We start from the raw sequence: 25,236 nt of genomic DNA on the forward strand, positions 1-25,236 counted from the left end.
AGCTCCCACAGAAGCAGATTTCAGCAGCCTCAAGGTTAAAACAATAAAAGGTGCAGCCATGCCCGCAATCCGTATTGGCATCAACCCCATCTCCTGGAGCAACGACGACCTGCCGGCCCTGGGCGGCGAGACGCCCTTGAGCACCGCGCTCGGCGAAGGCAAGGCCATTGGCTACGCAGGTTTCGAGCTCAACGGCAAATTCCCCAAGGACGCCAAGGGCGTGGGTGATGTGTTGCGTCCCTACGACCTGGCGCTGGTCTCCGGCTGGTACTCCAGCCGCCTGGCCCGGCGCTCGGTGGCGGAAGAAATCGACGCCATCGCCAGCCATGTGCAACTGCTGCGCGACAATGGCGCCACGGTGCTGGTCTACGGCGAGGTGGCCGACTCGATCCAGGGCGCGCCGATCCGCCTGCTCGAGCGCCCGCGCTTTCACAGCGAACAGGCTTGGCAGGCCTATGCCGACAAGCTCACCGAACTGGCGCGCTTTACCCTGTCCCAGGGCGTGCGCCTGGCCTATCACCACCATATGGGCGCCTATGTCGAATCCCCGGAAGACATCGACACCCTGATGCGCCTCACTGGCCCCGAGGTTGGCCTGCTGTTCGATTCGGGGCACTGCTATATGGGGGGCGGCGAACCGGTGGAGGTGCTGCGCAAGCACCTGGACCGTATCTGCCATGTGCATTTCAAGGACGTGCGCAAACCGGTGGTGCAACTGGCGCGCAACCAGATGTGGAGCTTCCCCGACTGCATCGTCAACGGCACCTTCACCGTGCCCGGCGATGGCGATATCGACTTTGCCGAGTTGCTGGACGTGCTGCTGGGCGCCGGCTACAGCGGCTGGTTGGTGGTGGAGGCCGAGCAGGATCCGGCTGTGGCGCCCAGCTATGTCTATGCGAAAAAAGGCTTCGATACCTTGCGCGCGCTGTTGGATGCGAGGGCCGGACAATGAGCCTGTTGGTCAAAAGCACGCCCCGCGGGCAAACCCTGGTCGCGCTGCCGGCCGGCGGCCTGGAGTATGTGGGGTTTAGCGCTTACCGCCTGGGCCTGGGGCAAACGCTGGCGGTCAGTGCCGACGACAAAGAGCTGTGCCTGGTGCTGCTCAGTGGCCGGGTGACGATCGACGGCGAAGGTTTCAGTTGGCAGAACCTCGGGGATCGCCGGTCGGTGTTCGAGGATAAATCGCCGTTCGCAGCCTACCTGCCGCCAAACACGGTTGCCCAGGTGACGGCCCTGAGCGATGTGCAGATCGCCGTGTGCGCTGCGCCGGGCTCTGCTGCCGCCGGTCTTGCGCCCCGGCTGATCCGCCCCGAGCACTGCAAGCGCAGCGTGCGCGGCAAGGGCGCCAACACCCGCTATGTCTGCGACATCCTGCCCGATAGCGAACCGGCTCATTCGCTGCTGGTGGTGGAGGTGCGCACGCCGTCCGGGCATTCGTCCAGCTACCCGCCGCACAAGCACGATACCGATGACCTGCCGCACCAGAGCTTTCTGGAAGAGACCTATTACCACCAGGTCAACCCGCCCCAGGGCTTTGTGTTCCAGCGGGTGTACACCGACGACCGCAGCATCGACCAGGCCATGGCCGTGGAAAACCACGACCTGGTGGTGGTGCCCAAGGGCTATCACCCGGTCAGCGTGCCGTATGGCTACGAATCGTATTACTTGAACGTGATGGCCGGGCCCAAGCGCGCCTGGCACTTTCACAACGACCCGCAGCACAGTTGGTTGCTGGATCTCTAACGACGCCAAATCCAAAAGACACGGGTGCCAAACATGACCACAACCCGATTGACCATGGCCCAGGCCCTGGTGAAGTTTCTCGATAACCAGTACATCGAAGTCGATGGCGTGCAGAGCAAGTTCGTCGCTGGGGTGTTCACCATTTTTGGCCACGGCAATGTATTGGGCCTGGGCCAGGCCCTGGAGCAGGACAGTGGCGACCTGGTGGTGCATCAGGGCCGCAACGAGCAGGGCATGGCCCATGCCGCGATTGGTTTTGCCAAGCAGCACCTGCGGCGCAAGATCTACGCCTGTACGGCGTCGGTCGGCCCCGGCGCGGCGAATATGCTCACCGCTGCCGCGACCGCCACGGCCAATCGCATCCCGCTGTTGCTGCTGCCGGGCGATGTGTATGCCTGTCGCCAGCCGGACCCGGTGTTGCAGCAGATCGAACAATTCCATGACCTGAGTATCAGCACCAACGATGCGTTTCGCGCCGTGAGCAAATACTGGGACCGTATCAACCGCCCCGAGCAGTTGATGAGTGCGGCGATCCACGCCATGCGCGTGTTGACCGACCCGGCCGAAACCGGCGCCGTGACCCTGGCCTTGCCCCAGGACGTGCAGGCCGAGGCCTGGGATTACCCCGATTACTTCCTGCAAAAACGCGTGCACCGCCTGGACCGCCGCCCGGCCACCGACGCGATGCTGCAAGATGCCGCCGCGCTGCTCAAATCCAAGCGCAAGCCGCTGATTATCTGCGGTGGCGGGGTCAAGTACTCCGGCGCGAATGCCGCGCTGCAAGCGTTTGCCGAGCGCTTTCAGATCCCCTTTGCCGAGACTCAGGCCGGCAAGAGCGCCATCGTCTCCAGCCACCCCTTGAATGTCGGTGGCATCGGCGAAACCGGGTGTTTGGCCGCCAACCTGCTGGCCCGGGACGCCGACCTGATCATCGGCGTTGGCACGCGCTACAGCGATTTCACCACCTCCTCAAAATCGCTGTTCCAACACCCCGAGGTGCAGTTTCTCAACCTCAATATCAGCCCTGGCGATGTGCTGAAACTCGACGGGGTCCAGGTGTTGGCCGATGCCAGGGTCGGGCTGCTGGCACTGGCCGACGCGCTGGGCGATTACACCGCGCAATGGGGCGAGCAGCCACGCCTGGCCCGTGCGCAAGGGGATGCCGAGGTCGACCGGGTCTATCAGGCGCGCTACACCGACGCCGACTTCACCCCCGAGATCAATGACCACATGGACCCGGCGGTGCTGCGCGAATTTATCGAGCTGACCGGCTCCTGCCTGACCCAGAGCCAGGTACTGGGTGTGCTCAACCAGACCCTGGCCGACGACGCGGTGATTGTCGCCGCCGCCGGCAGCCTGCCGGGGGATTTGCAGCGCAGTTGGCGCAGCAAGGGGGTTAACACCTATCACGTGGAGTACGGCTATTCGTGCATGGGCTACGAGATCAACGCGGCCCTGGGCGTGAAGCTGGCGGAGCCTGCGCGCGAGGTCTACGCCCTGGTCGGCGATGGCTCCTACATGATGCTGCATTCGGAGCTGGCGACCTCGATCCAGGAGCGGCGCAAGATCAACGTGGTGCTGCTGGACAACATGGCCTTCGGGTGCATCAACAACCTGCAGATGGGCAACGGCATGGACAGCTTCGGCACCGAGTTCCGCTTCCGCAACCCTGACAGCGGCAAGCTCGATGGCGGCCTGGTGCCGGTGGATTTCGCCATGAGCGCAGCGGCCTATGGCTGCAAGACCTACAAGGTCACAACCCTTGCGCAACTGCACGCCGCGTTGGCCGATGCACGCGGGCAAAGCGTGTCGACGCTGATCGACATCAAGGTTTTGCCCAAGACCATGATCCACGGCTACCTGTCGTGGTGGCGGGTCGGTGTGGCCCAGGTGTCCACCAGCGAGCGCACCAATGCCTGCGCCAAACAACTCAATGAACGCCTGGCCAAGGCCCGGCAGTACTGACAATAAGAGGAGTGTTGCCATGTCTTTGAAGCTGGGTGTGATCGGTACGGGCGCGATCGGCCGGGACCATATCCGCCGTTGCAGCCAGACCTTGCTCAACAGCCAGGTGGTGGCGGTCACCGATATCAACCTTGAACAGGCGGCCCAGGTGGTGGCGGACCTGCAACTCAATGCCGAGGTGTACGCCGATGGTCATGCGCTGATCCAGTCGGCGCAGGTCGAGGCGGTGTTGGTCACCTCCTGGGGGCCGAGCCACGAGGAGTTTGTACTGGCGGCGATTGCCGCGGGCAAACCGGTGTTCTGCGAAAAGCCCCTGGCAGTCACGGCCCGGGGCTGCCGCAACATCGTCGAGGCCGAGGTAGCCCACGGCAAGCGCCTGGTCCAGGTCGGATTCATGCGCCCGTACGACCAGGGTTATCAAGCCCTCAAGGCGGTCATCGACAGCGGCCAGATCGGTGAGCCGCTGATGCTGCACTGCGCCCACCGCAACCCGACGGTGGGCGAGAACTACAACACCGGCATGGCTATTACCGACACCTTGATCCACGAACTGGACGTGCTGCGCTGGTTGCTGGCCGATGACTATGTGTCGGTGCAGGTGGTGTTCCCGCGTAAAACCAGCAAGGCCCTGAGCCATTTGCGCGACCCGCAGATCGTGCTGCTGGAAACCGCCAGGGGCACGCGGATCGATGTGGAAGTGTTTGTGAACTGCCAGTACGGCTACGACATCCAGTGTGAAGTGGTGGGGGAGACCGGGATTGCCAAATTGCCGGAGCCGTCCCAGGTGCAATTGCGCAGCGGCGCCAAGCTGTCGAATGCGATTTTGATGGATTGGAAAGACCGCTTTATCGCCGCCTATGACGTCGAGCTGCAGGCCTTTATCGATGGCGTGCGTGCCGGCCAGGTGGGTGGGCCATCGGCCTGGGACGGGTTTGCCGCGGCAGTGGCGGCGGATGCGTGTATCGAGGCCCAGGGCAGTGGGCAGATCGTCAAGGTCAGCTTGCCGGATCGCCCGGCGTTCTACGGCTAGCGCGGTCAATGTAGGAGCTGGCTTGCCGGCGATGGCGTTGGATCAGTCAAGTATTTCTAACCTGATCCACCGCCATCGCCGGCAAGCCAGCTCCTACATTTTGATTGGGTTTGCAGATCACGAAGAGGAGTTGGTTCATGCGCATCGGACTGGTTGGGTACGGCCACGGTGGCCGTTTTTTTCATGCCCCGCTGATTGCCACATTGCCTGGGGCGACGTTTGTTGGCGTGGTGACACGCTCCCCCGAGCGGCGCCAGCAACTGGCGACGGAGCATCCCGGATTGCCCGCCTTCGACAGCATTGGGCAGATCGTCGAGGCCGGGGTGGATGTGCTGGTGATTTCCACCACCCTCAAGGGCCGCCCGGCGCTGGTGCTGGAGGCTATCGAATACGGTGTGGCGGTGGTCAGCGACAAACCTTTTGCCAGCAATGCCGAGCAGGCCCGCGCGCTGATTACCGCCGCCGAGCGCGAGGGGGTGAAGCTCAGCGTCTACCAGAACCGGCGTTGGGACTCCGATTACCTCACCTTGCGCAAGCTGATCGACGCTGGCGCCCTGGGCACCATCACCCGCTTTGAGTCCCGTGTGGAACGCTACACCCCACACGCGCTGGGCAATGCCAGTGGCGGCGGGTTCCTGCGGGACCTGGGCAGCCATCTGGTGGACCAGGCCTTGCAACTGTTCGGCCCGGTGGAGCGGGTGTTTGCGCAATTGCAGTACAGCGCCGAACACCCCACGCTCGATCATGGCTTCTTCGTCTGCCTGACCCACGTCAACGGGGTGATATCCCACCTGTGGGGCAGCGCCCTGCAAAACTGCCCGGCCCCGCGCTTGCGGGTCAATGGCACGGCGGGTTGCTATACCGTCGAAGGCCTGGACGGCCAGGAGGAGGCGCTGTTGGCCGGCAAGAATCCAAAGACCGAGGGCGAACACTGGGGCGCCGAAGAACACCGACGCTGGGGCTGGTTTGAACAGGGCGCGGAACGCGAGCGTATCCCCTCGGAAAAGGGCGCCTGGAACCAGTTCTATCGCCAGTTGCAAAGCGCCGTCCAAGGCCAGGGCGAGTTACCGGTGCAGGCCAGGGATGCCTGGGAAACCACCCATGTACTGGATGCCGCCAGGCTCAGCGCCGAGCGCCGGCAAGTGGTGGAGATGGCGACGCTGGAAGGCCGAGAGTGGAAATAGAATAAAATTCTAAAATCAGTTGATATGGAAATTATTTTCCAATAAAGTCATTTCCAGGTTGCCGAAAGTCCCTCTCGACCTTCCTTTATAAAGAAGGCTTGGGGACTCAACAAAAACAAGATCAAAACAACCAGGTACCGTCAGATGAAAATCTTCAACGCTGTACTGCGCGTGTTACGTACTGCCTTCCCGCCCCGCACACGACCCTTCTATTTTTCTTTTCTCAATGTCCTTTGCGTCGAAAGCAAGGGCGCCCTGGTGTGCTGCATTCCAGGTGCGCCGGTGGTACGGCTGCCTGCCGCAAACTCATCGCTCTGATAGACGCTACTTCCAGAAAACCAACAAGAAAGTGGAGACAGACCGTTCATGAAGACCCAGATCCGTTTCGCCTCGCTGGCCTTGTCGATGATGCTCGCCAGTGGCGTGGCCGCGGCCGCCGATATCAAGATTGGCGTCAGCATGTCGCAGTTCGACGACACCTTTCTCACTTACCTGCGTGAAGATATGGACAAGCAGGCCAAGTCCTACCCCAAGGGCGATGGTGTGCAATTGCAGTTCGAAGATGCCCGCGCCGACGTGGTCAAGCAACTGAGCCAGGTCGAGAACTTTATCAGCCAGAAAGTCGATGCCATGGTGGTCAACCCGGTGGACACGGCCTCTACCGCGCGCATCACCAAAGCCGCTGTGGCAGCCGGTATCCCGCTGGTGTACGTCAACCGCCGCCCGGATCAGACCGACCTGCCCAAGGGGGTGGTGACGGTGACGTCCAATGACGTCGAGGCCGGCAAGCTGCAAATGCAGTACCTGGCCGAAAAGATGGGTGGCAAAGGCAAAATCGTGATTTTGCTGGGCGACCTGGCCAATAACTCGACGACCAATCGCACCAAGGGCGTCAAGGAGATCCTGGGTAAGTATCCGGATATCAAGATTGAGCAGGAGCAGACCGGGATCTGGCTGCGGGACAAGGGCATGACCCTGGTGAACGATTGGCTGACCCAGGGCCGTGAGTTCAATGCGGTGGTCGCCAACAACGATGAAATGGCGATTGGCGCGGCCATGGCGTTGAAAACCGCCGGCGTCAAACCGGGTAGCGTATTGATTGGCGGGGTTGATGGCACGCCCGACGGGTTGAATGCGATTACCAAGGGTGAGATGGCGCTCTCGGTGTTCCAGGATGCCAAGGGGCAGGCGGTCGGTTCGGTGGAGGCGGCGGTGAAAATGGCCAGGGGCGAGGCGGTCGAACCAAACGTCGTGGTGCCTTTCCAACTGATCACCCCGGACAATGTCGCGTCATTCAAATAGCGTTCAATCACAACAATAAGCCAGCAGGGTGGTCACGATCGCCCTGCCGATGGAGCCCCGATATGCTCGCTCAAGCGACTGCTTTGCAGCCCACAGGTCTGGAACAACCCTACCTGCTGGAAATCGCCCATATCAGTAAAGGCTTTCCCGGCGTCGTGGCCCTGGACGATGTGCAACTGCGGGTGCGCCCCGGCTCGGTCCTGGCGCTGATGGGGGAGAACGGCGCCGGCAAGTCGACGCTGATGAAAATCATCGCCGGCATTTACCAGCCTGATGCCGGCGAAATCCGCCTGCGGGGCAAGCCGGTGGTATTTGATACGCCCCTGGCCGCCTTGCAGTCGGGTATCGCGATGATCCACCAGGAACTCAACCTGATGCCCCATATGAGCATCGCCGAGAATATCTGGATCGGCCGCGAGCAGCTCAATGGCCTGCGCCTGGTCAACCACCGGGCCATGCACCGCTGTACCGCCGAGTTGCTGGCGCGGCTGCGGATCAACCTCGACCCCGAGGAGCAGGTCGGCAATCTGAGCATTGCCGAGCGGCAGATGGTGGAGATTGCCAAGGCGGTGTCCTACGACTCCGACATCCTGATCATGGATGAGCCGACGTCGGCGATTACCGACAAGGAAGTGGCCCATCTGTTTTCGATCATTGCCGACCTCAAGGCCCAGGGCAAAGGCATCATCTATATCACCCATAAAATGAATGAAGTGTTTGCGATCGCCGATGAAGTGGCGGTGTTTCGCGACGGCGCCTATATCGGCCTGCAACGGGCCGACAGCATGGACAGCGACAGCTTGATCTCGATGATGGTCGGGCGTGAATTGAGCCAGCTGTTCCCGGTGCGCGACACACCCATTGGCGAGTTGCTGCTGTCGGTGCGCGACCTGCGTCTGGATGGGGTGTTCCAGGGCGTGTCCTTCGACCTGCATGCCGGTGAAATCCTCGGCATTGCCGGGCTGATGGGGTCGGGCCGTACCAATGTGGCGGAAACGATCTTCGGCATTACCCCAAGCGACGGCGGCGAAATCCGCCTCGACGGCCAGGTGCTGCGCATCAGTGACCCGCACATGGCTATCAAGCAGGGCTTTGCGCTGTTGACCGAGGATCGCAAGCTCACCGGCCTGTTCCCGTGCCTGTCAGTCCTGGAAAACATGGAAATGGCGGTGCTGCCCCATTACTCGGGCAATGGCTTCATCCAGCAAAAAGCCTTGCGGGCCTTGTGCGAAGAAATGTGCAAGAAGCTGCGGGTAAAAACCCCCTCCCTTGAGCAGTGCATCGACACCCTGTCTGGCGGCAATCAGCAAAAGGCCCTGTTGGCGCGCTGGCTGATGACCAAGCCAGGGCTGTTGATCCTCGATGAACCGACCCGTGGCATCGACGTCGGCGCCAAGGCGGAGATCTATCGCTTGATCGCCTTCCTGGCCAGCGAGGGCATGGCGGTGATCATGATTTCTTCGGAGCTGCCGGAAGTGCTGGGCATGAGCGACCGGGTGATGGTGATGCACGAAGGCGATTTGATGGGCACCCTGGACCGGGCCGAGGCCACCCAGGAAAAAGTCATGCAGTTGGCTTCCGGTATGACGGCAGTCCACTAACCAATAAAAAGGTGACGGGTAATGAACGCAATACTGGAAAGCAAACCCGAGGAAAAGAAGCCCGCCACGGCACCGGTAAAGAGTCGGCGGCGGTTTCCGACCGAGTTGAGCATTTTCCTGGTGCTGATCGGTATCGGCCTGGTGTTTGAAGTGTTTGGCTGGATCGTGCGGGACCAGAGCTTTTTGATGAACTCCCAGCGCCTGGTACTGATGATCCTGCAGGTGTCGATTATCGGCTTGCTGGCGATTGGCGTGACCCAGGTGATCATTACCACGGGGATCGACCTGTCCTCGGGCTCGGTGCTGGCGCTGTCGGCGATGATTGCCGCGAGCCTGGCGCAAACTTCGGACTTTTCCCGCGCGGTGTTTCCATCGCTGACGGACTTGCCGGTGTGGATCCCGGTGGTGGCCGGGCTGGGCGTGGGCCTGCTGGCGGGGGCGATCAACGGCAGCATCATCGCCATTACCGGGATCCCGCCGTTTATCGCGACCCTTGGCATGATGGTGTCGGCCCGCGGCCTGGCGCGCTATTACACCGAGGGCCAGCCGGTGAGCATGCTGTCGGATTCCTACACGGCCATCGGCCATGGCGCGATGCCGGTGATCATTTTCCTGGTGGTGGCGGTGATCTTCCACATTGCCCTGCGCTACACCAAGTACGGCAAGTACACCTACGCCATCGGCGGCAATATGCAGGCGGCGCGTACCTCGGGAATCAACGTCAAGCGGCATTTGATCATCGTCTACAGCATCGCCGGGCTGCTGGCGGGGCTGGCCGGTGTGGTGGCCTCGGCCCGTGCGGCGACCGGGCAGGCCGGGATGGGCATGTCTTATGAGCTGGACGCGATTGCCGCTGCGGTGATCGGCGGTACCAGCCTGGCGGGCGGGGTAGGGCGCATCACCGGCACGGTGATTGGCGCGCTGATCCTCGGGGTGATGGCCAGCGGGTTTACCTTCGTGGGGGTGGATGCCTACATCCAGGACATCATCAAGGGCCTGATCATCGTGGTGGCAGTGGTGATCGACCAGTACCGCAACAAGCGCAAGCTCAAGCGCTGAGCGGGTCCTGAACCTATAAAAGCTCAAAATCCGGGCTTGGCTTGTGTGGGAGCGGGCTTGCCCGCGATAGCGGTGGGCCAGTTGATAAACAGTTGACTGACCCACCGCCATCGCGGGCAAGCCCGCTCCTACATCTGTCCACCGGTAGCCGTTCGCTAACCGTTTGTCTTCTATATAGCTCCACAACACTGAATTTCTTGCTATAAACGCACTCCGATAACCGCCTGCCGAGCCCGTCCTGGTGCCTTTTGGGGGAATGTCGGACAAATTGCCTGTCATTTCAGTTGCTGCGCCCTCAAGTCAGCCGTAGACTGCCGCCCCTCGTAAATTGAGTGCCGGGTGGCGCTTGGAATGGACGGCGTCTTTCCCCGATCTGCAGAGGTTGGCCGGAACGCTCCCTTATTCGCCTTAATGCACGTATTTTTTATAGAGAAATCAATGACAAAGGAAAAGTTGCTGGCCATGCCGGCGGATGACTACATGAATGCCGAGCAGCACGCTTTTTTCGAGCAGTTGTTGCAAGACATGAAAGTCGAGCACCACGAGCGCATTGAGCAGAACCGCATCGCCATTGAAAGCCTGGATACCCCGGCTGACCCGGCTGATGCAGCTTCGGTAGAAGAAGAGCGCACCTGGTTGGTCAATGCCATCGACCGTGACCAGCGCATGCTGCCGCAACTTGAGCAGGCCCTGGGCCGGATCAAGGAAGATTCCTTTGGCTGGTGTGACGACAGCGGCGAGCCTATCGGCCTCAAGCGCCTGCTGATCAGCCCGACCACCAAATACTGCATCGAAGCGCAAGAGCGCCACGAGCAAATCGACAAGCATCAGCGCCAAGCCTGATCTGTCCGCCCCTGTAGGAGCGAGCTTGCTCGCGAAAGTCGTCAACGATTACACGTGTATTCTGGATAAACGTGTTGTCCCTGAGTTCTTCGCAAGCAAGTTCGCTCCTACATCAGGTGAGCGTCAGCAACCTCATCCCCCAGTCTATTGATCTGCTGCAAGCCCTAACACCAAAGGCCCATAGATAATGGCTAATTAGTGGCGTTTAATGCAGAGACAATAATGACAAGCAGTGGGGTGACAAGCATGGCCGGGGATGGATCTCTGATGGGCGCCGTCGTGGCGCCGCACGCGGTGAGCCGCCAACTGCCTGGCTGGGTAACACCGCTCCTGCAAAGCATCGCCCTGGTGCTGGTCCTGTTGGGCCTGGCGTTTGTCGACCTGTCGATCTACCTCTGCGTGCCCGTCGCCCTGCTGCTGGTCTGGCTGCCGCGCCTGAAAAAAACGCCGCGCAGCCTCGCGCCTGATGTGGCCGAGGATGCCATGGGCGCGTTGACTCGCGATTTGTCCTACACCACCAGCCATAATGCGTTGTCAGCCGCTGGCGTGGCCTATTCGGTCAAGCAACTGGCGGCCCGGGTGCAATCGCAATTGGGCGCCGCCCAGCAAATTGTCAGCAGTGCCGAAGTGATGATTGGCACCGAGCAGCTGACATCCCAACTCAGTCGTGAAGCCCTCGGCGCGGCGGGCCAGGCCCATCAGCGCAGCACCGAGGGGCGCGCGGTGCTGGGGGAGTCCATCAGCCGCATGCATCAACTCAGCCAGCGCGCCAGTGATAGCCGGCAATTGATCGAGGCCCTGAGTCAGCGCAGCGAAGAGATCCAGCGCGTGACCCTGGTGATTCAGTCCATCGCCAGCCAGACCAACCTGTTGGCCTTGAATGCCGCCATTGAAGCCGCCCGTGCCGGCGAGCATGGGCGCGGGTTCGCCGTGGTGGCCGATGAAGTGCGTGGGCTGGCGGGTCGTACGGCGACCGCCACCGATGAAGTGGGGGTGATGGTGGCTGATATCCAGCAACGTACCGCGCAGGTGGTAGAGCAAATCCGCCAACTGTCCGTGGATCTGCAGGCTGGTGTCGAGCAGGTGGAGCACGCCGGCGAGCAACTGGAGAGCATTGCCACCTTGGCGGCGGGCGTGGAAGGCCAGGTCAACGCCATTGCCCAGGGCACGGAGACCAATCGGGTGCAACTCGACAGCCTGTTCCACGCGGTGGAGCAGATGCGTAGCGACTTGACCGTCAGCGACCAGCAAACCCAGCAGTTGGCCGAGGCCGCGGTGCAAATGGAAGGGCAGGCCGAAACGATCAGCGAGCGTCTGGCGGAAGTCGGGCTGGACGACTATCACCAACGAATCTACGACTTGGCCCGCGAAGGCGCGAGCCGCATCGGCGCGCAGTTCGAGGCGGATGTCCAACAGAACCGCATCACCCTCGATGACTTGTTCAATCGCAGCTACACCCCGATTGCCAACAGCCACCCAACCAAATACCACAGCCGTTTCGACGGCTACACCGACCAGGTGTTGCCGGCTATCCAGGAAGCCTTGCTGCCCCGTCACGAAGGTTTGGTGTTCGCCATTGCCTGCACACCACAGGGCTACGTGCCGACGCACAACAAGGCGTTTTCCCAGGCACTGACCGGCGATGCCGCGGTGGATGCCGTGAACAATCGTACCAAGCGCAAATTTGAAGACCGCACCGGGATTCGCTGCGGCAGTCACCAGCAGGCGGTGCTGTTGCAAACCTATACCCGCGATACCGGGGAGCTGATGCACGATCTGTCGGTGCCGATCATGGTCAATGGCCGACATTGGGGTGGCTTGCGCCTGGGCTACAAACCCGAAGGGCGCTAGGCCCAGGCACCGATTGTTGCGCGTTATGCAAGGAAGCTTTTACGCCGATAGCTTTTTCCAGCGAAAGGAACCGCTTAAGATGCTGCACATTGTTAGCTAGCTAACTAATCCTGCGGAGAACGTCCATGCAAAGCAAAGTCGATGTGGCGGTGATGATTGGCAGTGGTGTGCCACAGACCCTGCGTGCGCTGGGCCTGAGGGCCTGTTGGGTGGTGTTGCTCAATGGTGAACAGCGCGGCACGGCCTTCGCCAGCCGCGACGAAGCCCAGGAATGCCGTGCCGCCTGGCAGGCACTGCTGGACCTGGAGCAATCCGACCGCCTGCATTGAGTGGCGGTTAAACGTTTTGGTGCAGGCGCTGGTTGAGTTCATCCACGGCAATCGCCCAGTCCGCATCTTCGCGTAGTTCTTCCTTGAGGAACTGCGCCTGTTGCGGGCTCCAGAAGGGGGCGTCGATCAGCTTCACATCTTCTGCCAGGGGATGTTGATCGATAAAACGATCGATTGCCGCCGGCGAGGCTTCCAGCCCCAATTGTTCGAACAGGTCGTGCAGGGTATGGGTGGGCGCGTCCATTTCATTCTCCAAAAGAGTGAGTCTCTACGGGTATGGGAGGCGCACCAGCGCGCATAGTTCGATTTGTTCAAGCCACGCCTTGACGGGACGTCTTGCCCAGAAGCGCTTCCAACTCCTTGGCCAAGGCACAGGCCTTGTTGTGATCGCTGCGAAAGCCTTTGATCCTGCCACTGGGCACTTCCAGGATATGGAAAAAATTCCTCCCGGCCGGGACGACCCGGTACAGTGCAAAACCTGCGCACACGCCATGGGCGTACACGCTGTAGAATAGCGCGCTATCCTTGCAGGGCAGGGTGCCGGAAGTCTGTGTCGGTTGGCGTTGAACTCGTTGCATGGCCAGCTCCTGTCGATCTGTTGACCTGCTTGCAGCATTTCGGGTGGTTTTAAGCCGTGTTGCTGTTCTAATATTGTTGTTGGCAGCCCACGTTCGGTTCCATCCAACGTTTTTCCGTTGTTTTTGGCTGTCGGAAACCACTCTTTCAAATGGGGTATTCTCTGAAGTGGGGCGTCCAGTGTTCTCTGGCCGATAAACCTGTGATTTGCTGCACTGCCTGACGACTTGTACAAGGACTGTCAGGCCAGGCTGTACGAGTCTGGCGGGAATCAACTTCAGTATGTTTTTTCAATGTGTCGTGCCGTATCGGCCTTTTTTGTGCTGCCTGCCTGGCGGGCAGCGCTTTTTTTGATGTGGGGGCGTTTCCTTGGCAGTCAGTAATCTGGATATGCACGCATTGTTCGTGCTGGGTGATTTGCGCGCGAAGTTGGTTAAACAGTTTCAGTCGCGGTTTGTTTACATCACTGAACAAACCCCTGAAGGCATTTACATTGCCGAAATCGATACCGAAACAGCGCTAGTGGTAGATGACAAACCGCGTTTGGAACTCAAGGTCGGCGATCATTTTCGCGCGGCGGTACTGCCCAGTCGTGAAGGTGGCAAGTTCGAACTTAAGTTTCGCGACATCAAGTTGACGGTCTATGGCCTGGGGGACTACGCGTTTGTTTCCACGGCGCAGGGCGAGGGCATTGTGTTCAAGGAAGGCAACAGCGTGATGCTGGTGTTCGCGGCCAATGAACAATTGCAGGAAGGCCTGAGCAAAACCCTCAAGGCCGTGACCGGCAAGGCCGCCAAGTGGCGCAAGGGTGAGCTGGTGAGCTTCAAGGCCAGCGAATAATGAGTGAAGGCCGGGCCCTGTTTCACCAGCAACACCAAGCGCAGGCCCAAGCCAAGGCCGCCGAACTGCTTGCCCGCAAAGATGATCTGCAGGGCGCCTGGTTGAGCTGGGTCGCCAGTCAACTCTATGCACTGCGGCCCGCCGAGTACGCCAGCATGGTGCGCCGGGAGCTGCAGCGTTTGCACCAACAGCCCTGAATACCTGCAACCCTTTGAACCTCTACTACAGTTCTGTGGACTTAATTGTTCAGGGCTTTGGCGGTGTGAAAGCAAAGCCATCCGCCATGGCTGTGTAAACGCGAGGTTCAAAGGCATGAAAGCAATTCGAGCGCTGTTGGCAGCGTCCCTTACCACCCTGGGCCTGTCGATGGCGGCCGCACCGGTAACGGCTGCCCAGGCGCCCATTCACTTTGCCGACCTGAATTGGGAAAGTGGCAGCCTGATCACTGAAGTTCTGCGGTTTATCGTCGAAAAGGGCTATGACCTGCCCACCGATACGCTGCCTGGCACCACCATCACCCTGGAAACCGCCCTGGCCAAAAATGATATCCAGGTGATCGGCGAGGAATGGGCGGGACGCAGCCCGGTTTGGGTCAAGGCGGAATCTGAAGGCAAGGTGGTCGGCCTGGGCGATATCGTCAAGGGCGCGACCGAAGGCTGGTGGGTGCCTGAATACGTGGTCAAGGGCGACCCGGCCAAGGGCATCGCTGCGTCGGCGCCTGAGTTGCGCAGCGTGACCGACCTGGTGCGCTACAAAGACGTGTTCAAGGACCCGGAAGCCCCGGGCAAGGGGCGCTTTCTCAACAGCCCTATCGGCTGGACCTCGGAAGTGGTCAATAAGCAGAAGCTCAAGGCTTACGGCCTGGACGAGAGCTACGTCAACTTTCGCAGCGGTTCTGGCGCGGCGCTGGATGCCGAGATCGCCTCGTCGATCCGCCGTGGCAAGCCGATCCTGTTCTATTACTGGTCGCCGACGCCACTGATGGGGCGCTACAAGCTGATCCAGCTGGAGGAGCCACCGTTCGACGCCGAGGCCTGGAAGACCCTGACCGACGCTGACAACCCCAACCCCAAGCCAACGCGCTCGTTGGCGTCCAAGCTGAGCATTGGCGTGTCTACGCCGTTCCAGCAGCAGTATCCGCAGATTGCGCAATTCTTTGAGAAGGTCGATTTCCCGATTGAACCGCTCAACCAGGCCCTGGCGAAAATGAGCGAAAAACACACCCCACCCCGTGAAGTGGCGCAGGCGTTTCTCAAGGAACATCCGCAGGTATGGAAGGCCTGGCTGACAGAGCACGTGGCCGCCAAGGTCGAAGCCAGCCTCAAATAACCTTTGATATGAAGGTCCAAATGTGGGAGCGGGCTTGTGTGGGAGCGGGCTTGCTCGCGAATGCGCAGTGTCAGTCACCAGATGTATAGACTGACCCACCGCATTCGCGAGCAAGCCCGCTCCCACAGGTTTAACTGCATTCCAGCTCTAGAACCTGGTCTGCACCGCCAACTCGAAGGTGCGCGGCGATCCCAGGTAATACGCTGGCGACACATGGGCAAACTGCGCATACACCTCATTGGTCAGGTTGCGCACCCGGCCTGTCACCGAGGTGTGTTGATCGACCTTGTAGGTCAGGAACGTGCCGAACAGGGTGTATGCCGGCACGGTCAGGGTGTTGGCATTGTCGGCGTACACCTGCGCCACGTACCGCGCGTCCACGCCACCTTGCCAGGCCGGGGTGATGTCATAGGTCAGCCACAGGTTGCCCACCCGTTTCGGCACGTTGGTCGGGGTATTGCCCTTGCGCGACACCACCGCACCGCTGGCGATTTTCTCGTTGAAGTCATCGTATTGCGCGTCGACCCAGGCGAAGTTGCCCTCTGCCAACAGCTTGGGAGTGATGCGCAACGAACTGGCCAACTCGATGCCCTTGGACGACTGCGCGCCCACCGCAAGGCTGCGGGTGGGGTCTTGTGGGTCGGTCACCGCAAAGTCCTTGCGTTCGATGTGGTAGGCGGCAACGGTGGCTGAGCCGCGCCCGTCGAGGTAATCGAACTTGCTGCCCACTTCCCATTGCTTGCCAGTGGAGACATCAAACACCTGGGTGGTGCTGGTGGGCTGTTCGGCAGCGGTGCTGTATTGCACATAGACATTGGCCGCAGGGATGAACTGGTAGGTCAGGCCCACGCGCCCGGTGACCGGCTCCCAACGGCGTTTGACGTTAGGCTGATTGTCGCGATGGCTGGTCACGTCCAGGTCGATGGCGTCATAACGCAGGCCGGTCAGCAGCGACAGCTGGTCGGTCAGGCTCAGGCGGTTCTCGATGAACAGCGCCTTGGTCGTCACTTCGGTGGTCTTGTCCTTGATAAAGCCTGGTTTGGTGCCAGGGAGGTCGTAGAAATGCCCAGGATCGTAGTGGTTCGGGTCCACTGCGTTCTTGCCGGGCACATTCAGCGGGCTGGCGGTGGTGCTGTTGACCTTGTATTCGAAACCGCCCGACCAGGTGGTGGCCAGGCCGAACACGCTACTGTCATGGCGCAGCTCGAACTGGTTGCCGTCCTGCTCGCCCTGATGGCGTACCTGATAGGCCGTCGAACGGTTCACCACGCTGTTGTCCGGGCTGTACTGGTAGGTCTCCAGGTTGCGGTAGTCGCGCTGGCTGTCGAGGTGATAGAGGGTGTTGCGCAGGGTGGTGCTGTCGTTGATTCGGTAGTCGATGATCGAGCGGGCCCAGATCGTGCGTTGCTCGTAGCGGCCATCGGCGACGTTGTAGTTGTTGAAACGGTTGTGCTTGTCGATCTTCAGCTCGCCGGCCTTGGGGTTGAGCACCGGGGTGCCCCAGTAGGGGCTGTCCTCGTGTTCATCCTGATACTCCAGGGCCAAGGTGTGGGACAGGTTGGGCGTCAAGTCACTGAGCAAGGAGAAGGCCACGCTCCAGGCATCGCGTTGCTGGCGGTCGATATGCGTGTGGTTGGTGTTGCGGCTGACGTCCAGGCGCGCGTAGTGCTGGACCTCGGCGCCGGGCGCGGTCAGGGCGTGGTTCAGGCCCAGGGCGATGCCGGTGGTGTCGTAGCTGCCGTAGTTGAGCTGGCCTTCGACGGCCTGTTCTTCGCGGGTGGCGAGCTTGGTCACGTAGTTCAGCGAGCCGCCCACGGAGCCGGCGCCGTTGATCAGTGAGGAAGGGCCGCCCACCAGTTCGACGCGGTCATAAATCCATGCATCCACGGGGCGTGCCAGGCCACCGGCGACGTTGATGCCATTGAACATCTGGGTGATCTGGCTGCTGGTAAATCCCCGATAGGAGATAAACCCGCCAAACCCCGGCGGCGCACTGGCGTTGACCCCGGGCAAGGTGTTGGCCGCATCCTGGAAGGTCTTGGCGCCACGGCGCTCGATATCGTTGCGGTCAGCGATGCTGATCGAGGCCGGGGTTTCCCGCACGCTCAGGCCCAGGCGCGAGGCCATGCCGCTGGATTGGTCCAGGGCCAGGCCCGGCTCGTTGGCGGCGGCACCGTCAATGGTGGTGGGCGCCAACTCAAGGGCCCAGGCGCAAAAAGGCAGGCAGCCGAACAGGCCCGCCAATAGTGGTAAATGTTTCATCGATAAATCCTGAAAAGCATGGCTTGCAAGCAGCGCACAGCCTTGCGCGCTTCCCTGGGGAAACAGCAACGTGTGCGGATCAAAAAGCGCAGGGATCAGGCGTAGGCGGGCGGGGCGCGCGGATTAGCCGCAGGCCAGGTGAAACGGGCGGGAATGTCAGCGGTGAGCACCACCGCCGGTGGTGGTGCGTGGGGTTGAGGCAGCACCGCAACGTTAAGGCTGGAGTTGAGTGCCGGGCCCATGCCGCCGGTGGAACACAGCGGGCAACCGAAGGCCTTGGACAGTGTGGGCAGGGACTCATCGCCCGTGTTTACGGGGGCTGGCGCCTGGGTGCGAGGGTCTACGGTACAGAACTGGCCGCCAATGCCGTTGAGCTGCATGCCGACCATTTGCCCATGACCAATACTGCAGGCGAACACGTTGAACAGGACGCAGCCATAGAGCATCCAGGCAATCAACGAGCGGTCGGCACGGGCGAGTTTCATGGGGCGGCACTTTATCACCAGACGACTAAATGCCTGCAAAAAATCTGAAAAGGACTATCCTCTTTCGGACTTTTTAAGGGGTATCCAGCCATGAGCTTTGTTATTGCGAGGTGGGTCGTCGGGGTATTTGCATTTATCAGTATGGTCCATGTGTACTGGGCCGCGGGTGGCAAGCTAGGCAGTACGGCGGCGATCCCGCAACTGCCCGGCGAGTTCGCCAGTGGGCCGCGCCCGGCGTTCAAACCGTCGGCGTTGGGCACCTTCCTGGTAGCGGTGGGGCTGGTGCTGATTGCATTGCTGGTGTGCCTGCGGGCGGGGCTGTTTTTCCAGCCGGTGGGGCATCAGGCTTTGCAGTGGGGGATCAGCGCGATTGCCCTGATCATGTTTGCACGGGCAATTGGTGATTCGGAGCTGGTGGGCTTTTTCAAGAAGGTCGGTGGGTCGCGGTTTGCCCGGCTGGATACGTTTTTCTACTCGCCGCTGTGCCTGGTGTTGGGGACGGGGCTGTTGGTCGTCGCCTGGACCTGACTGACGGTATGCAGGGCCAAATGTGGGAGCGGGCTTGCTCGCGAAGGCGGTGGATCAGTTGGTAAATATTTGACTGACCCACCGCCTTCGCGAGCAAGCCCGCTCCCACATTTTTTTACCGCGTATATTCCACAGGGATCAGCTACCGCTGTCAGTCCTGCGGCTGCTGACCTCGGCCGGTACATTTTCCCCCGCCATGCGCTTGCGAAACAGCGACGTGCGCGCCAGCAACAGGGTGGTCACCGGCACCGTGATCGCCAGCAGGATCGGAATCAGCCAGCCGTGCAGCACCGGCCCGGACTTGAGGGTCGAAAAATAGATAATCGACGCCAGGGCCACGCACCAGGCGCCAAGGGTCGAAGCCAGCGCCGGTGGGTGCATGCGCTGGAAAAAATCCTTCATCCGCAACAGCCCGATCGCGCCAATCAGCGCAAACAGGCTGCTGAGCAGCAGCAGGATCGCCACGAGGATCTCCACCCACAGTGGCAGTTCACTGACATTGATCATTCGATCACCTCACCACGCAGCAGGAATTTGGCCAAGGCAAACGAGCCGACAAAGCCGAACAGCGCAATCAGCAGCGCCGCTTCGAAGTAGGTATCACTGGCATAGCGAATGCCCAGCACCAGCATCATCAGCATGGCCAGGATATACAGGTAGTCCAGGGCCAAAACCCGGTCCTGGGCCGAGGGGCCCTTGAACAGCCGCACCAGGGTCAGGACCATGGCCAGGGAAAACAGGAACAGGCTGAACAGGATCGCATTGGAGAGCAGGGCACTCATTCGAAGATCTCCATCAGGGGCCGTTCGTAGGCCTGCTTGAAGTGCTCGATAAATTGCGCGTCGTCATCCAGGTCGAACACGTGCAGCAGCAGGATGCTGCGGTCCAGGGCCAGTTCCGACCAGATGGTGCCGGGGACCACGGTGGTAATCATCGACAGCGCCGCCAGGCCGTTGGCGTCGCGCAGGTCCAGGGGGATCTTGACGAAGCGCGAGCGCGGCGGGCGTGAGCCGCAGGTCAGCACGCCCCAGGCCACCAGCAGGTTGGAGACGATCACGTCGCGACCCACCAGGAAAAACAGGCGAATGATTACCCAAGGCCGGCGAATCCGGATCGGCAACGGGCGCAGCGGCGCCATCATCAGCGGTGCGAGAACGCCCAGGATCGCCCCCAGCAGCAGGTGGCCGGGGCTGATCGACAGGTTCAATACCAGCCACAGTATCCACAATGCCAATGACAGCCACGGGGCAGGGAACAGGCGTTTCATGGCTGCACCTCCACGGCGGCGGCCTGGGCTTGCGGGCCGGGCACCGGGCGGGTGGCCATGACGGCCATCACGTAGTGCTCGGGGTTATTGAGGCTGGTGGCGGTGTCCTGGGTAAAGCGCATGAGCATTTCTGCCTTGAAGGTCAGGCCGATCGCCAGGCCCAGCAAGATGAAAATCGGCACGCACTCAAAGCGGCGCAGCAGCGGCGACGGCCGCTCTTCCGGGGTCCAGAAGCGCTGGATGCCCAGGCGCGCAAAGGCGATCAATGAGGCCAGGCCCGAGAAGATCAACAGCGCCACCAGGCCCCAGGCTGCCGGGCGGATCGGCTCACTCACCGCATGGCCCAGGCCCAGCGGGTTGATCAGGGCACTGAGCAGGCTGAGCTTGCCGATGAACCCCGACAGCGGCGGCATGCCGATGATCAGCAGGGCGCAAGCTATAAAGCTCAGGCCGAGGAAAGCCATGGTCCAGGGGATGACTTGGCCGACCACGGCCTTTTGCTCATCATCGAGGTTGGTGCCCTTGGGCGGGTGCAGGGACTCCACCGGCCGTGGCAACACTTCGATTTCATCGTCCAGGGGCAGTTCATTGGCCGAGCGCGAGCGTTCGATCAGTTCGGCGAGCAAGAACAGCGCGCTCAAGGCCAGGGTCGAGCTGACCAGGTAAAACAGCGCACCGGCGGTCAGGCTGGGCTGGGCAAAGCCCACTGCCGATAGCAGGATCCCGGCTGACACGAGGATGCTCAGGCTGGCCATGCGCTCCAGGCGCTGGGCGGCGAGCATGGCCAGGGCCGCGCAGAGGATGGTAGCCATGCCGCCGTACACCAGCCAGTCACCGCCAAACAGTGCCGAGGCGCCGGCCTGCCCGGAAAACAGCAGGGTCCACAGGCGCAACACGGTGTACACGCCGACCTTGGTCATGATCGCAAACATCGCCGCCACCGGGGCGCTGGCCGAGGAGTAGGCCGGTGCCAGCCAGAAGTTCAGTGGCCACATGCCGGCCTTGGCCAGGAAGGCGGTGGCGAGGATCGCCGCGCCGGCATGCAGCAGGCCGCGATCGGCTTCCGGCACCAGCGGGATCTTCAGCGCCAGGTCAGCAAAGTTCAGGGTGCCGGTGACCCCGTAGATCAGTGCCGCGCCAATCAGAAACAGCGACGAAGCCAGCAGGTTGATCGAGATGTAATGCAGCCCCGACGACACCCGCGCCCGGCCCGAGCCGTGGAGCATCAGGCCGTAGGACGCGGCCAGCAGCACCTCGAAGAACACGAACAGGTTGAACAGATCTGCGGTGAGGAAGGCGCCGTAGAGGCCCATCAACTGGATCTGGAACAGCGCATGGAAACTGGTGCCGGCGCGGTCCCATCGCGCCATGGCGAACAGCAGGGCGCTGACGCCAATGATCCCGGTGAGCACCAGCATCAGGGCCGACAGCTGATCCACCACCAGCACGATGCCGAATGGCACCTGCCAATTGCCTGGCAGGTACACGCCGATGGAGGCCGGGCCGCCTTTTTGCGTCCAATACAGCATCAGCATCGCGATGCCCAGGCCGGTCATGCTCGACAGCAGGTTGATCTTGGCCTTGAGCGGGCGGTGTTTCTCGCCCAGCATCATCATCAACGCGGCAGTCAGCAACGGCAGCAGGATCGGCGCGATGATCAGTTGGTTCATCCAGCTCATTCCTTGGGCTCCCGGCCGTCCACATGGTCAGTGCCGGTCAGGCCCCGGGAGGCCAGCAGCACCACCAGGAACAGCGCCGTCATGGCGAAGCTGATCACGATCGCCGTCAGCACCAGGGCCTGGGGCAGGGGATCGGTGTAATGGAGCAGGTCCTGAGGCACGCCGTCCTTGATGATCGGCTCCTTGCCGATAAACAGGCTGCCCATGCTGAAGATGAACAGGTTCACCCCATACGACAACAGGCACAGGCCCATCACCACCTGGAACGTCCGTGGCCGCAGCACCAGCCAGACGCCGGAGGCCGCCAGGACCCCAATGGCAATTGCGATGACTTCTTCCATCAGGCGGCAGCTCCTTGTGCGGGTGTGGCGGCGGCTTTCGCCTGGTTGCCGGGTTTATGGGCCCGCACCGATTGGTGACCGAGGGCGGTGAGCATCAGCAGGGTCGAGCCAACCACCATGGCGTACACGCCGACGTCGAAGAACAGCGCACTGGCGATATGAATATCGCCCAGTACCGGCAGGCTCAGGTGCAGGGTGCTGGTGGTGAGGAACGGATAGCCGAAGAACAGCGCGCCAAGCCCGGTCAAGGTTGCCGACAGCAGTCCGAACCCCATCCAGCGCATCGGCCGCAGGTTCATCTGGGCCTCGACCCACTGGGTACCGGCGACCATGTATTGCAGGATAAACGCCACCGACATCACCAGGCCGGCGACAAACCCGCCACCCGGCTGGTTGTGGCCGCGCATAAACAGGTAGAACGACACCACCAGGGCAATCGGCAGCAGCAGGCGCACCAGCACCGCTGGCACCATCATGAAGCCCAGGGCGGTGTCGCTGGCCTGGCGCGGGTTGACCAGGTCGGTGTCCACATCCGGTGCCAGCAGGCGCTGTTGCGCGGGTAGTTGCTCGCTTTCCTTGGGCGGACGGAAGCGGCGTAGCAGCGCATACACCGTCAAGGCCACGGCGCCCAGCACGGTGATTTCGCCCAGGGTATCGAAGCCCCGGAAGTCGACGAGCATCACATTCACCACATTGCTGCCGCCGCCTTCAGGCAGGGCGCGGCTGAGGTAGAACGAGGAAATGTCGTTGGGGGTCTGGCGGGTCAGCATCGCATAGGACAACAGCGCCATGCCGCCACCGACCACCGTGGACAGCAGCAAGTCGCGCAGCCGGCGAATGCGTGCCTTGCGCAACGAACTGGGGAGTGGCGAGACCTCTTCGATCCGTCGTGGCAACCAACGCAGGCCCAGCAGGATCAGGACCGTGGTTACCACCTCGACCACCAGTTGCGTCAACGCCAGGTCTGGCGCGGAGAACCACACAAAGGTCACGCAGGTCATCAGGCCGCAGACGCTGACCATGGTCAGGGCCGCCAGCCGGTGATACTTGGCTTGCCAGGCGGCGCCCAGGGCGCAGGCAATCGCCAGCAGCCACAGGGTGACGAACACGATGGAACCCGGGATTTTCGGCCGGTCGCCCCAGCTCAGGCTGTTGCCCAGCATGGGGATCATCCCGGCGATCACCGCCACCAGCACCAGCAGGAACAACTGGGTCTGCAGGCGCTTGGTGCTGATGCGTTTCTCGATCTTGCGTACGCCGCGCATCATCACCACCAGGCAGCGTTCGAACATGCGCTTGCCATTGAAGTAGCTGATGATCGGCGGGTACTTGAAGCGCCCGCGCTTGAGTTGCTTGCGCAGCAGCAGGTACAGGACCACGCCACCGGTCATGGCCACCAGGCTCATGATCATCGGTGCGTTCCAGCCGTGCCAGATCGCCAGGCTGTACTCGGGCAATACGCCGCCGACCACCGGCAGGGCGGCAGCGGCGAGGATCGAGCCCACCACCTGGGCCGGGAAGATCCCCACCAGCAGGCAGGTGAACACCAGCAGTTCCACCGGGGCACGCATCCAGCGCGGCGGTTCATGGGGCGTGTGTGGCAGGTCGGTGGCGGCCGGGCCGAAGAACACATCCACGGTGAAGCGCAGGGCATAGGCCACGCTGAAGGTACCGGCGATGGTTGCGATCACCGGCAGGGCGATTTCCACCCATTGGGTGGAGGAGATAAACACGGTTTCTGCGAAGAACATTTCCTTGGACAGGAAGCCATTGAGCAATGGCACCCCGGCCATGGAGGCGCTGGCGACCATGGCCAGGGTCGCGGTAAACGGGATCAGGCGTACCAGGCCGCTGAGCTTGCGGATATCACGGGTACCGCTTTCGTGGTCAATGATGCCCGCAGCCATGAACAGCGAGGCCTTGAGTGTGGCGTGGTTGAGGATATGGAACACTGCCGCGACGGCGGCCAGCGGGCTGTTGAGGCCCAGCAGCAGGGTGATCAGGCCCAGGTGGCTGATGGTGGAGTAGGCCAGCAGGCCCTTGAGGTCGTTCTGGAACATCGCGCAATACGCGCCGAGCAACAGGGTCAGGGCGCCGGCGCCACCGACTATCCAGAACCACTCTTCGCTGCCCGACAACGAAGGCCACAGGCGGGCCAGCAGGAACACGCCGGCCTTCACCATCGTGGCCGAGTGCAGGTAGGCCGACACGGGAGTCGGTGCGGCCATGGCGTGGGGGAGCCAGAAGTGGAAGGGGAATTGCGCGCTTTTGCTCAGGGCGCCGATCAGGATCAGCGCCAGCAGAATGGGGTAGAGGGAGTGGGCACGGATCTGGTCACCGGCGGCGAGCACCTGGTCCAGGTCGTAACTGCCGACGACATGGCCGAGCAGCATCACCCCCGCGAGCAGGCACAACCCCCCCGCACCGGTCACCATCAGCGCCATGTAGGCGCCACGGCGGGCATCGGAACGGTGGTGCCAATAGCCGATCAACAGGAACGAGAACAGGCTGGTCAGTTCCCAGAAAAACACGATCTGGATCAGGTTGCCGGAGATCACCAACCCGAGCATCGCGCCCATGAACGCCAGGAAAAACGCGAAGAAACGCGGCACCGGGTCATCCGGCGACATGTAATAACGGGCGTACAAAGACACCAGGCTGCCGATACCCAATACCAGCATCGAGAACAGCCAGGCAAAGCCATCCATGCGCAACACGAAGTTCATGCCCAGGCTGGGCAGCCAGGAGAACTCTTCGCGGATCACGCCACCGTCGGCGATCTGGGGGTAGAGCAGGGCGACTTGTACAGTACCGACCAGGGCCACAAGGCCGGCCAGCAGGGATTCAGTGTTACGTGCGTTGTGCGGCAGCAAGGCCGCCAGACAACTGCCGATGAAAGGCAGAAGCAGTAGAACTATCAGGGACATAGGCTTCTAATCTGCGGTGGTTTGGGATGCATCATACGTGCCGGAAACCGGATTACCAAACGGCAACCTGTGGCAGGATCCTACAAGATGGACCG

26 protein-coding genes are annotated in these 25,236 nt (G+C 61.6%); 16 read left to right on the top strand and 10 right to left on the bottom strand.

Annotation, left to right across the window (positions count from 1 at the left end):
- Positions 1-58: 58 nt before the first annotated feature.
- The 12 genes from iolE (at position 59) to FIV38_RS19580 (ending at position 12,907) form a co-directional block, all read left to right on the top strand.
- Positions 59-952, top strand: coding sequence for a myo-inosose-2 dehydratase (gene iolE / locus FIV38_RS19530; RefSeq protein WP_092235536.1), 894 nt, complete (start codon positions 59-61; stop codon positions 950-952).
- Positions 949-1,743, top strand: coding sequence for a 5-deoxy-glucuronate isomerase (gene iolB / locus FIV38_RS19535; RefSeq protein ID WP_092235538.1), 795 nt, complete (start codon positions 949-951; stop codon positions 1,741-1,743). The genes iolE and iolB overlap by 4 nt, the downstream gene beginning before the upstream one ends.
- Before the next feature lie 33 nt (positions 1,744-1,776).
- A complete protein-coding gene (gene iolD, locus FIV38_RS19540; protein WP_092235541.1) occupies positions 1,777-3,708 on the top strand; it encodes a 3D-(3,5/4)-trihydroxycyclohexane-1,2-dione acylhydrolase (decyclizing) in 1,932 nt (643 codons plus the stop codon).
- A gap of 19 nt (positions 3,709-3,727) precedes the next feature.
- Complete coding sequence (gene iolG, locus FIV38_RS19545) at positions 3,728-4,738, top strand: bifunctional inositol 2-dehydrogenase/D-chiro-inositol 1-dehydrogenase (protein ID WP_029293063.1); 1,011 nt, start codon at positions 3,728-3,730, stop codon at positions 4,736-4,738.
- Between the two features lie 137 nt (positions 4,739-4,875).
- Positions 4,876-5,922 carry a Gfo/Idh/MocA family protein gene (locus FIV38_RS19550; RefSeq protein ID WP_092235544.1) on the top strand — a complete coding sequence of 349 codons (1,047 nt, stop codon included), beginning with the start codon at positions 4,876-4,878 and terminating at the stop codon, positions 5,920-5,922.
- A gap of 144 nt (positions 5,923-6,066) precedes the next feature.
- On the top strand, positions 6,067-6,240 hold the full coding sequence (locus FIV38_RS29990) for a hypothetical protein (RefSeq protein ID WP_166647900.1): 174 nt from the start codon (positions 6,067-6,069) through the stop codon (positions 6,238-6,240).
- Positions 6,241-6,288: 48 nt separating this feature from the next.
- A complete protein-coding gene (locus tag FIV38_RS19555) occupies positions 6,289-7,224 on the top strand; it encodes a sugar ABC transporter substrate-binding protein (RefSeq protein WP_029293060.1) in 936 nt (311 codons plus the stop codon).
- A gap of 62 nt (positions 7,225-7,286) precedes the next feature.
- On the top strand, positions 7,287-8,825 hold the full coding sequence (locus tag FIV38_RS19560) for a sugar ABC transporter ATP-binding protein (protein WP_092235547.1): 1,539 nt from the start codon (positions 7,287-7,289) through the stop codon (positions 8,823-8,825).
- 21 nt (positions 8,826-8,846) lie between these two features.
- Positions 8,847-9,884, top strand: a complete 1,038-nt coding sequence (locus tag FIV38_RS19565) for an ABC transporter permease (RefSeq protein ID WP_029293056.1) — start codon at positions 8,847-8,849, stop codon at positions 9,882-9,884.
- Between the two features lie 438 nt (positions 9,885-10,322).
- A complete protein-coding gene (locus FIV38_RS19570; protein ID WP_010173153.1) occupies positions 10,323-10,727 on the top strand; it encodes a TraR/DksA family transcriptional regulator in 405 nt (134 codons plus the stop codon).
- Between the two features lie 630 nt (positions 10,728-11,357).
- Positions 11,358-12,578, top strand: coding sequence for a methyl-accepting chemotaxis protein (locus FIV38_RS19575; RefSeq protein ID WP_420874891.1), 1,221 nt, complete (start codon positions 11,358-11,360; stop codon positions 12,576-12,578).
- Positions 12,579-12,703: 125 nt separating this feature from the next.
- Positions 12,704-12,907, top strand: coding sequence for a hypothetical protein (locus FIV38_RS19580; protein WP_029293050.1), 204 nt, complete (start codon positions 12,704-12,706; stop codon positions 12,905-12,907).
- Between the two features lie 7 nt (positions 12,908-12,914).
- Here the strand turns inward: FIV38_RS19580 and FIV38_RS19585 are convergent, their stop codons facing one another.
- Both FIV38_RS19585 and FIV38_RS19590 read right to left on the bottom strand, forming a co-directional pair.
- Positions 12,915-13,151: a DUF2789 domain-containing protein gene (locus FIV38_RS19585; protein WP_029293048.1), complete on the bottom strand. Its 237-nt coding sequence runs from the start codon at positions 13,149-13,151 to the stop codon at positions 12,915-12,917.
- A 67-nt stretch (positions 13,152-13,218) separates the two neighbouring features.
- On the bottom strand, positions 13,219-13,485 hold the full coding sequence (locus tag FIV38_RS19590; protein ID WP_092235554.1) for a hypothetical protein: 267 nt from the start codon (positions 13,483-13,485) through the stop codon (positions 13,219-13,221).
- A gap of 388 nt (positions 13,486-13,873) precedes the next feature.
- Here FIV38_RS19590 and FIV38_RS19595 point away from each other — a divergent pair, with 388 nt between their 5' ends.
- The 3 genes from FIV38_RS19595 (at position 13,874) to FIV38_RS19605 (ending at position 15,652) form a co-directional block, all read left to right on the top strand.
- A complete protein-coding gene (locus tag FIV38_RS19595) occupies positions 13,874-14,323 on the top strand; it encodes a hypothetical protein (protein WP_208602579.1) in 450 nt (149 codons plus the stop codon).
- Positions 14,323-14,520: a hypothetical protein gene (locus tag FIV38_RS19600; RefSeq protein ID WP_092235561.1), complete on the top strand. Its 198-nt coding sequence runs from the start codon at positions 14,323-14,325 to the stop codon at positions 14,518-14,520. The genes FIV38_RS19595 and FIV38_RS19600 overlap by 1 nt, the downstream gene beginning before the upstream one ends.
- 115 nt (positions 14,521-14,635) lie before the next feature.
- On the top strand, positions 14,636-15,652 hold the full coding sequence (locus tag FIV38_RS19605) for an ABC transporter substrate-binding protein (protein ID WP_092235564.1): 1,017 nt from the start codon (positions 14,636-14,638) through the stop codon (positions 15,650-15,652).
- A 147-nt stretch (positions 15,653-15,799) separates the two neighbouring features.
- On the opposite strand, the gene FIV38_RS19610 is transcribed toward FIV38_RS19605, so the two are convergent.
- Positions 15,800-17,914: a TonB-dependent receptor gene (locus FIV38_RS19610; RefSeq protein ID WP_092235567.1), complete on the bottom strand. Its 2,115-nt coding sequence runs from the start codon at positions 17,912-17,914 to the stop codon at positions 15,800-15,802.
- 95 nt (positions 17,915-18,009) lie between these two features.
- Positions 18,010-18,399 (bottom strand): DUF2946 family protein, encoded by a 390-nt coding sequence (locus FIV38_RS19615; protein ID WP_070995238.1) that lies wholly within the window; start codon positions 18,397-18,399, stop codon positions 18,010-18,012.
- 90 nt (positions 18,400-18,489) lie between these two features.
- Here FIV38_RS19615 and FIV38_RS19620 point away from each other — a divergent pair, with 90 nt between their 5' ends.
- Positions 18,490-18,927: a DUF3995 domain-containing protein gene (locus FIV38_RS19620; protein WP_070995239.1), complete on the top strand. Its 438-nt coding sequence runs from the start codon at positions 18,490-18,492 to the stop codon at positions 18,925-18,927.
- Positions 18,928-19,065: 138 nt separating this feature from the next.
- On the opposite strand, the gene FIV38_RS19625 is transcribed toward FIV38_RS19620, so the two are convergent.
- From FIV38_RS19625 to FIV38_RS19650, 6 genes are read right to left on the bottom strand one after another with little or no spacing between them, the layout of a single operon-like run.
- Positions 19,066-19,434 (bottom strand): Na+/H+ antiporter subunit G, encoded by a 369-nt coding sequence (locus FIV38_RS19625; protein ID WP_029293034.1) that lies wholly within the window; start codon positions 19,432-19,434, stop codon positions 19,066-19,068.
- The gene (locus tag FIV38_RS19630; RefSeq protein ID WP_003211751.1) at positions 19,431-19,709 is read right to left on the bottom strand and encodes a K+/H+ antiporter subunit F; all 279 of its coding nucleotides are present in this window, start codon (positions 19,707-19,709) and stop codon (positions 19,431-19,433) included. The genes FIV38_RS19625 and FIV38_RS19630 overlap by 4 nt, the downstream gene beginning before the upstream one ends.
- Positions 19,706-20,194, bottom strand: a complete 489-nt coding sequence (locus FIV38_RS19635; protein ID WP_070995240.1) for a Na+/H+ antiporter subunit E — start codon at positions 20,192-20,194, stop codon at positions 19,706-19,708. Before FIV38_RS19635 ends, FIV38_RS19630 begins: the two co-directional genes overlap by 4 nt.
- Positions 20,191-21,873, bottom strand: coding sequence for a monovalent cation/H+ antiporter subunit D (locus tag FIV38_RS19640; RefSeq protein ID WP_029293029.1), 1,683 nt, complete (start codon positions 21,871-21,873; stop codon positions 20,191-20,193). The genes FIV38_RS19635 and FIV38_RS19640 overlap by 4 nt, the downstream gene beginning before the upstream one ends.
- Positions 21,870-22,214 (bottom strand): Na+/H+ antiporter subunit C, encoded by a 345-nt coding sequence (locus FIV38_RS19645; RefSeq protein ID WP_003202835.1) that lies wholly within the window; start codon positions 22,212-22,214, stop codon positions 21,870-21,872. Before FIV38_RS19645 ends, FIV38_RS19640 begins: the two co-directional genes overlap by 4 nt.
- Positions 22,214-25,141 carry a monovalent cation/H+ antiporter subunit A gene (locus FIV38_RS19650; RefSeq protein ID WP_092235570.1) on the bottom strand — a complete coding sequence of 976 codons (2,928 nt, stop codon included), beginning with the start codon at positions 25,139-25,141 and terminating at the stop codon, positions 22,214-22,216. The genes FIV38_RS19645 and FIV38_RS19650 overlap by 1 nt, the downstream gene beginning before the upstream one ends.
- Positions 25,142-25,236: the final 95 nt, after the last annotated feature.

The organism is Pseudomonas proteolytica (assembly GCF_007858275.1).
Classification (GTDB): Bacteria; Pseudomonadota; Gammaproteobacteria; order Pseudomonadales; family Pseudomonadaceae; genus Aquipseudomonas; species Aquipseudomonas proteolytica.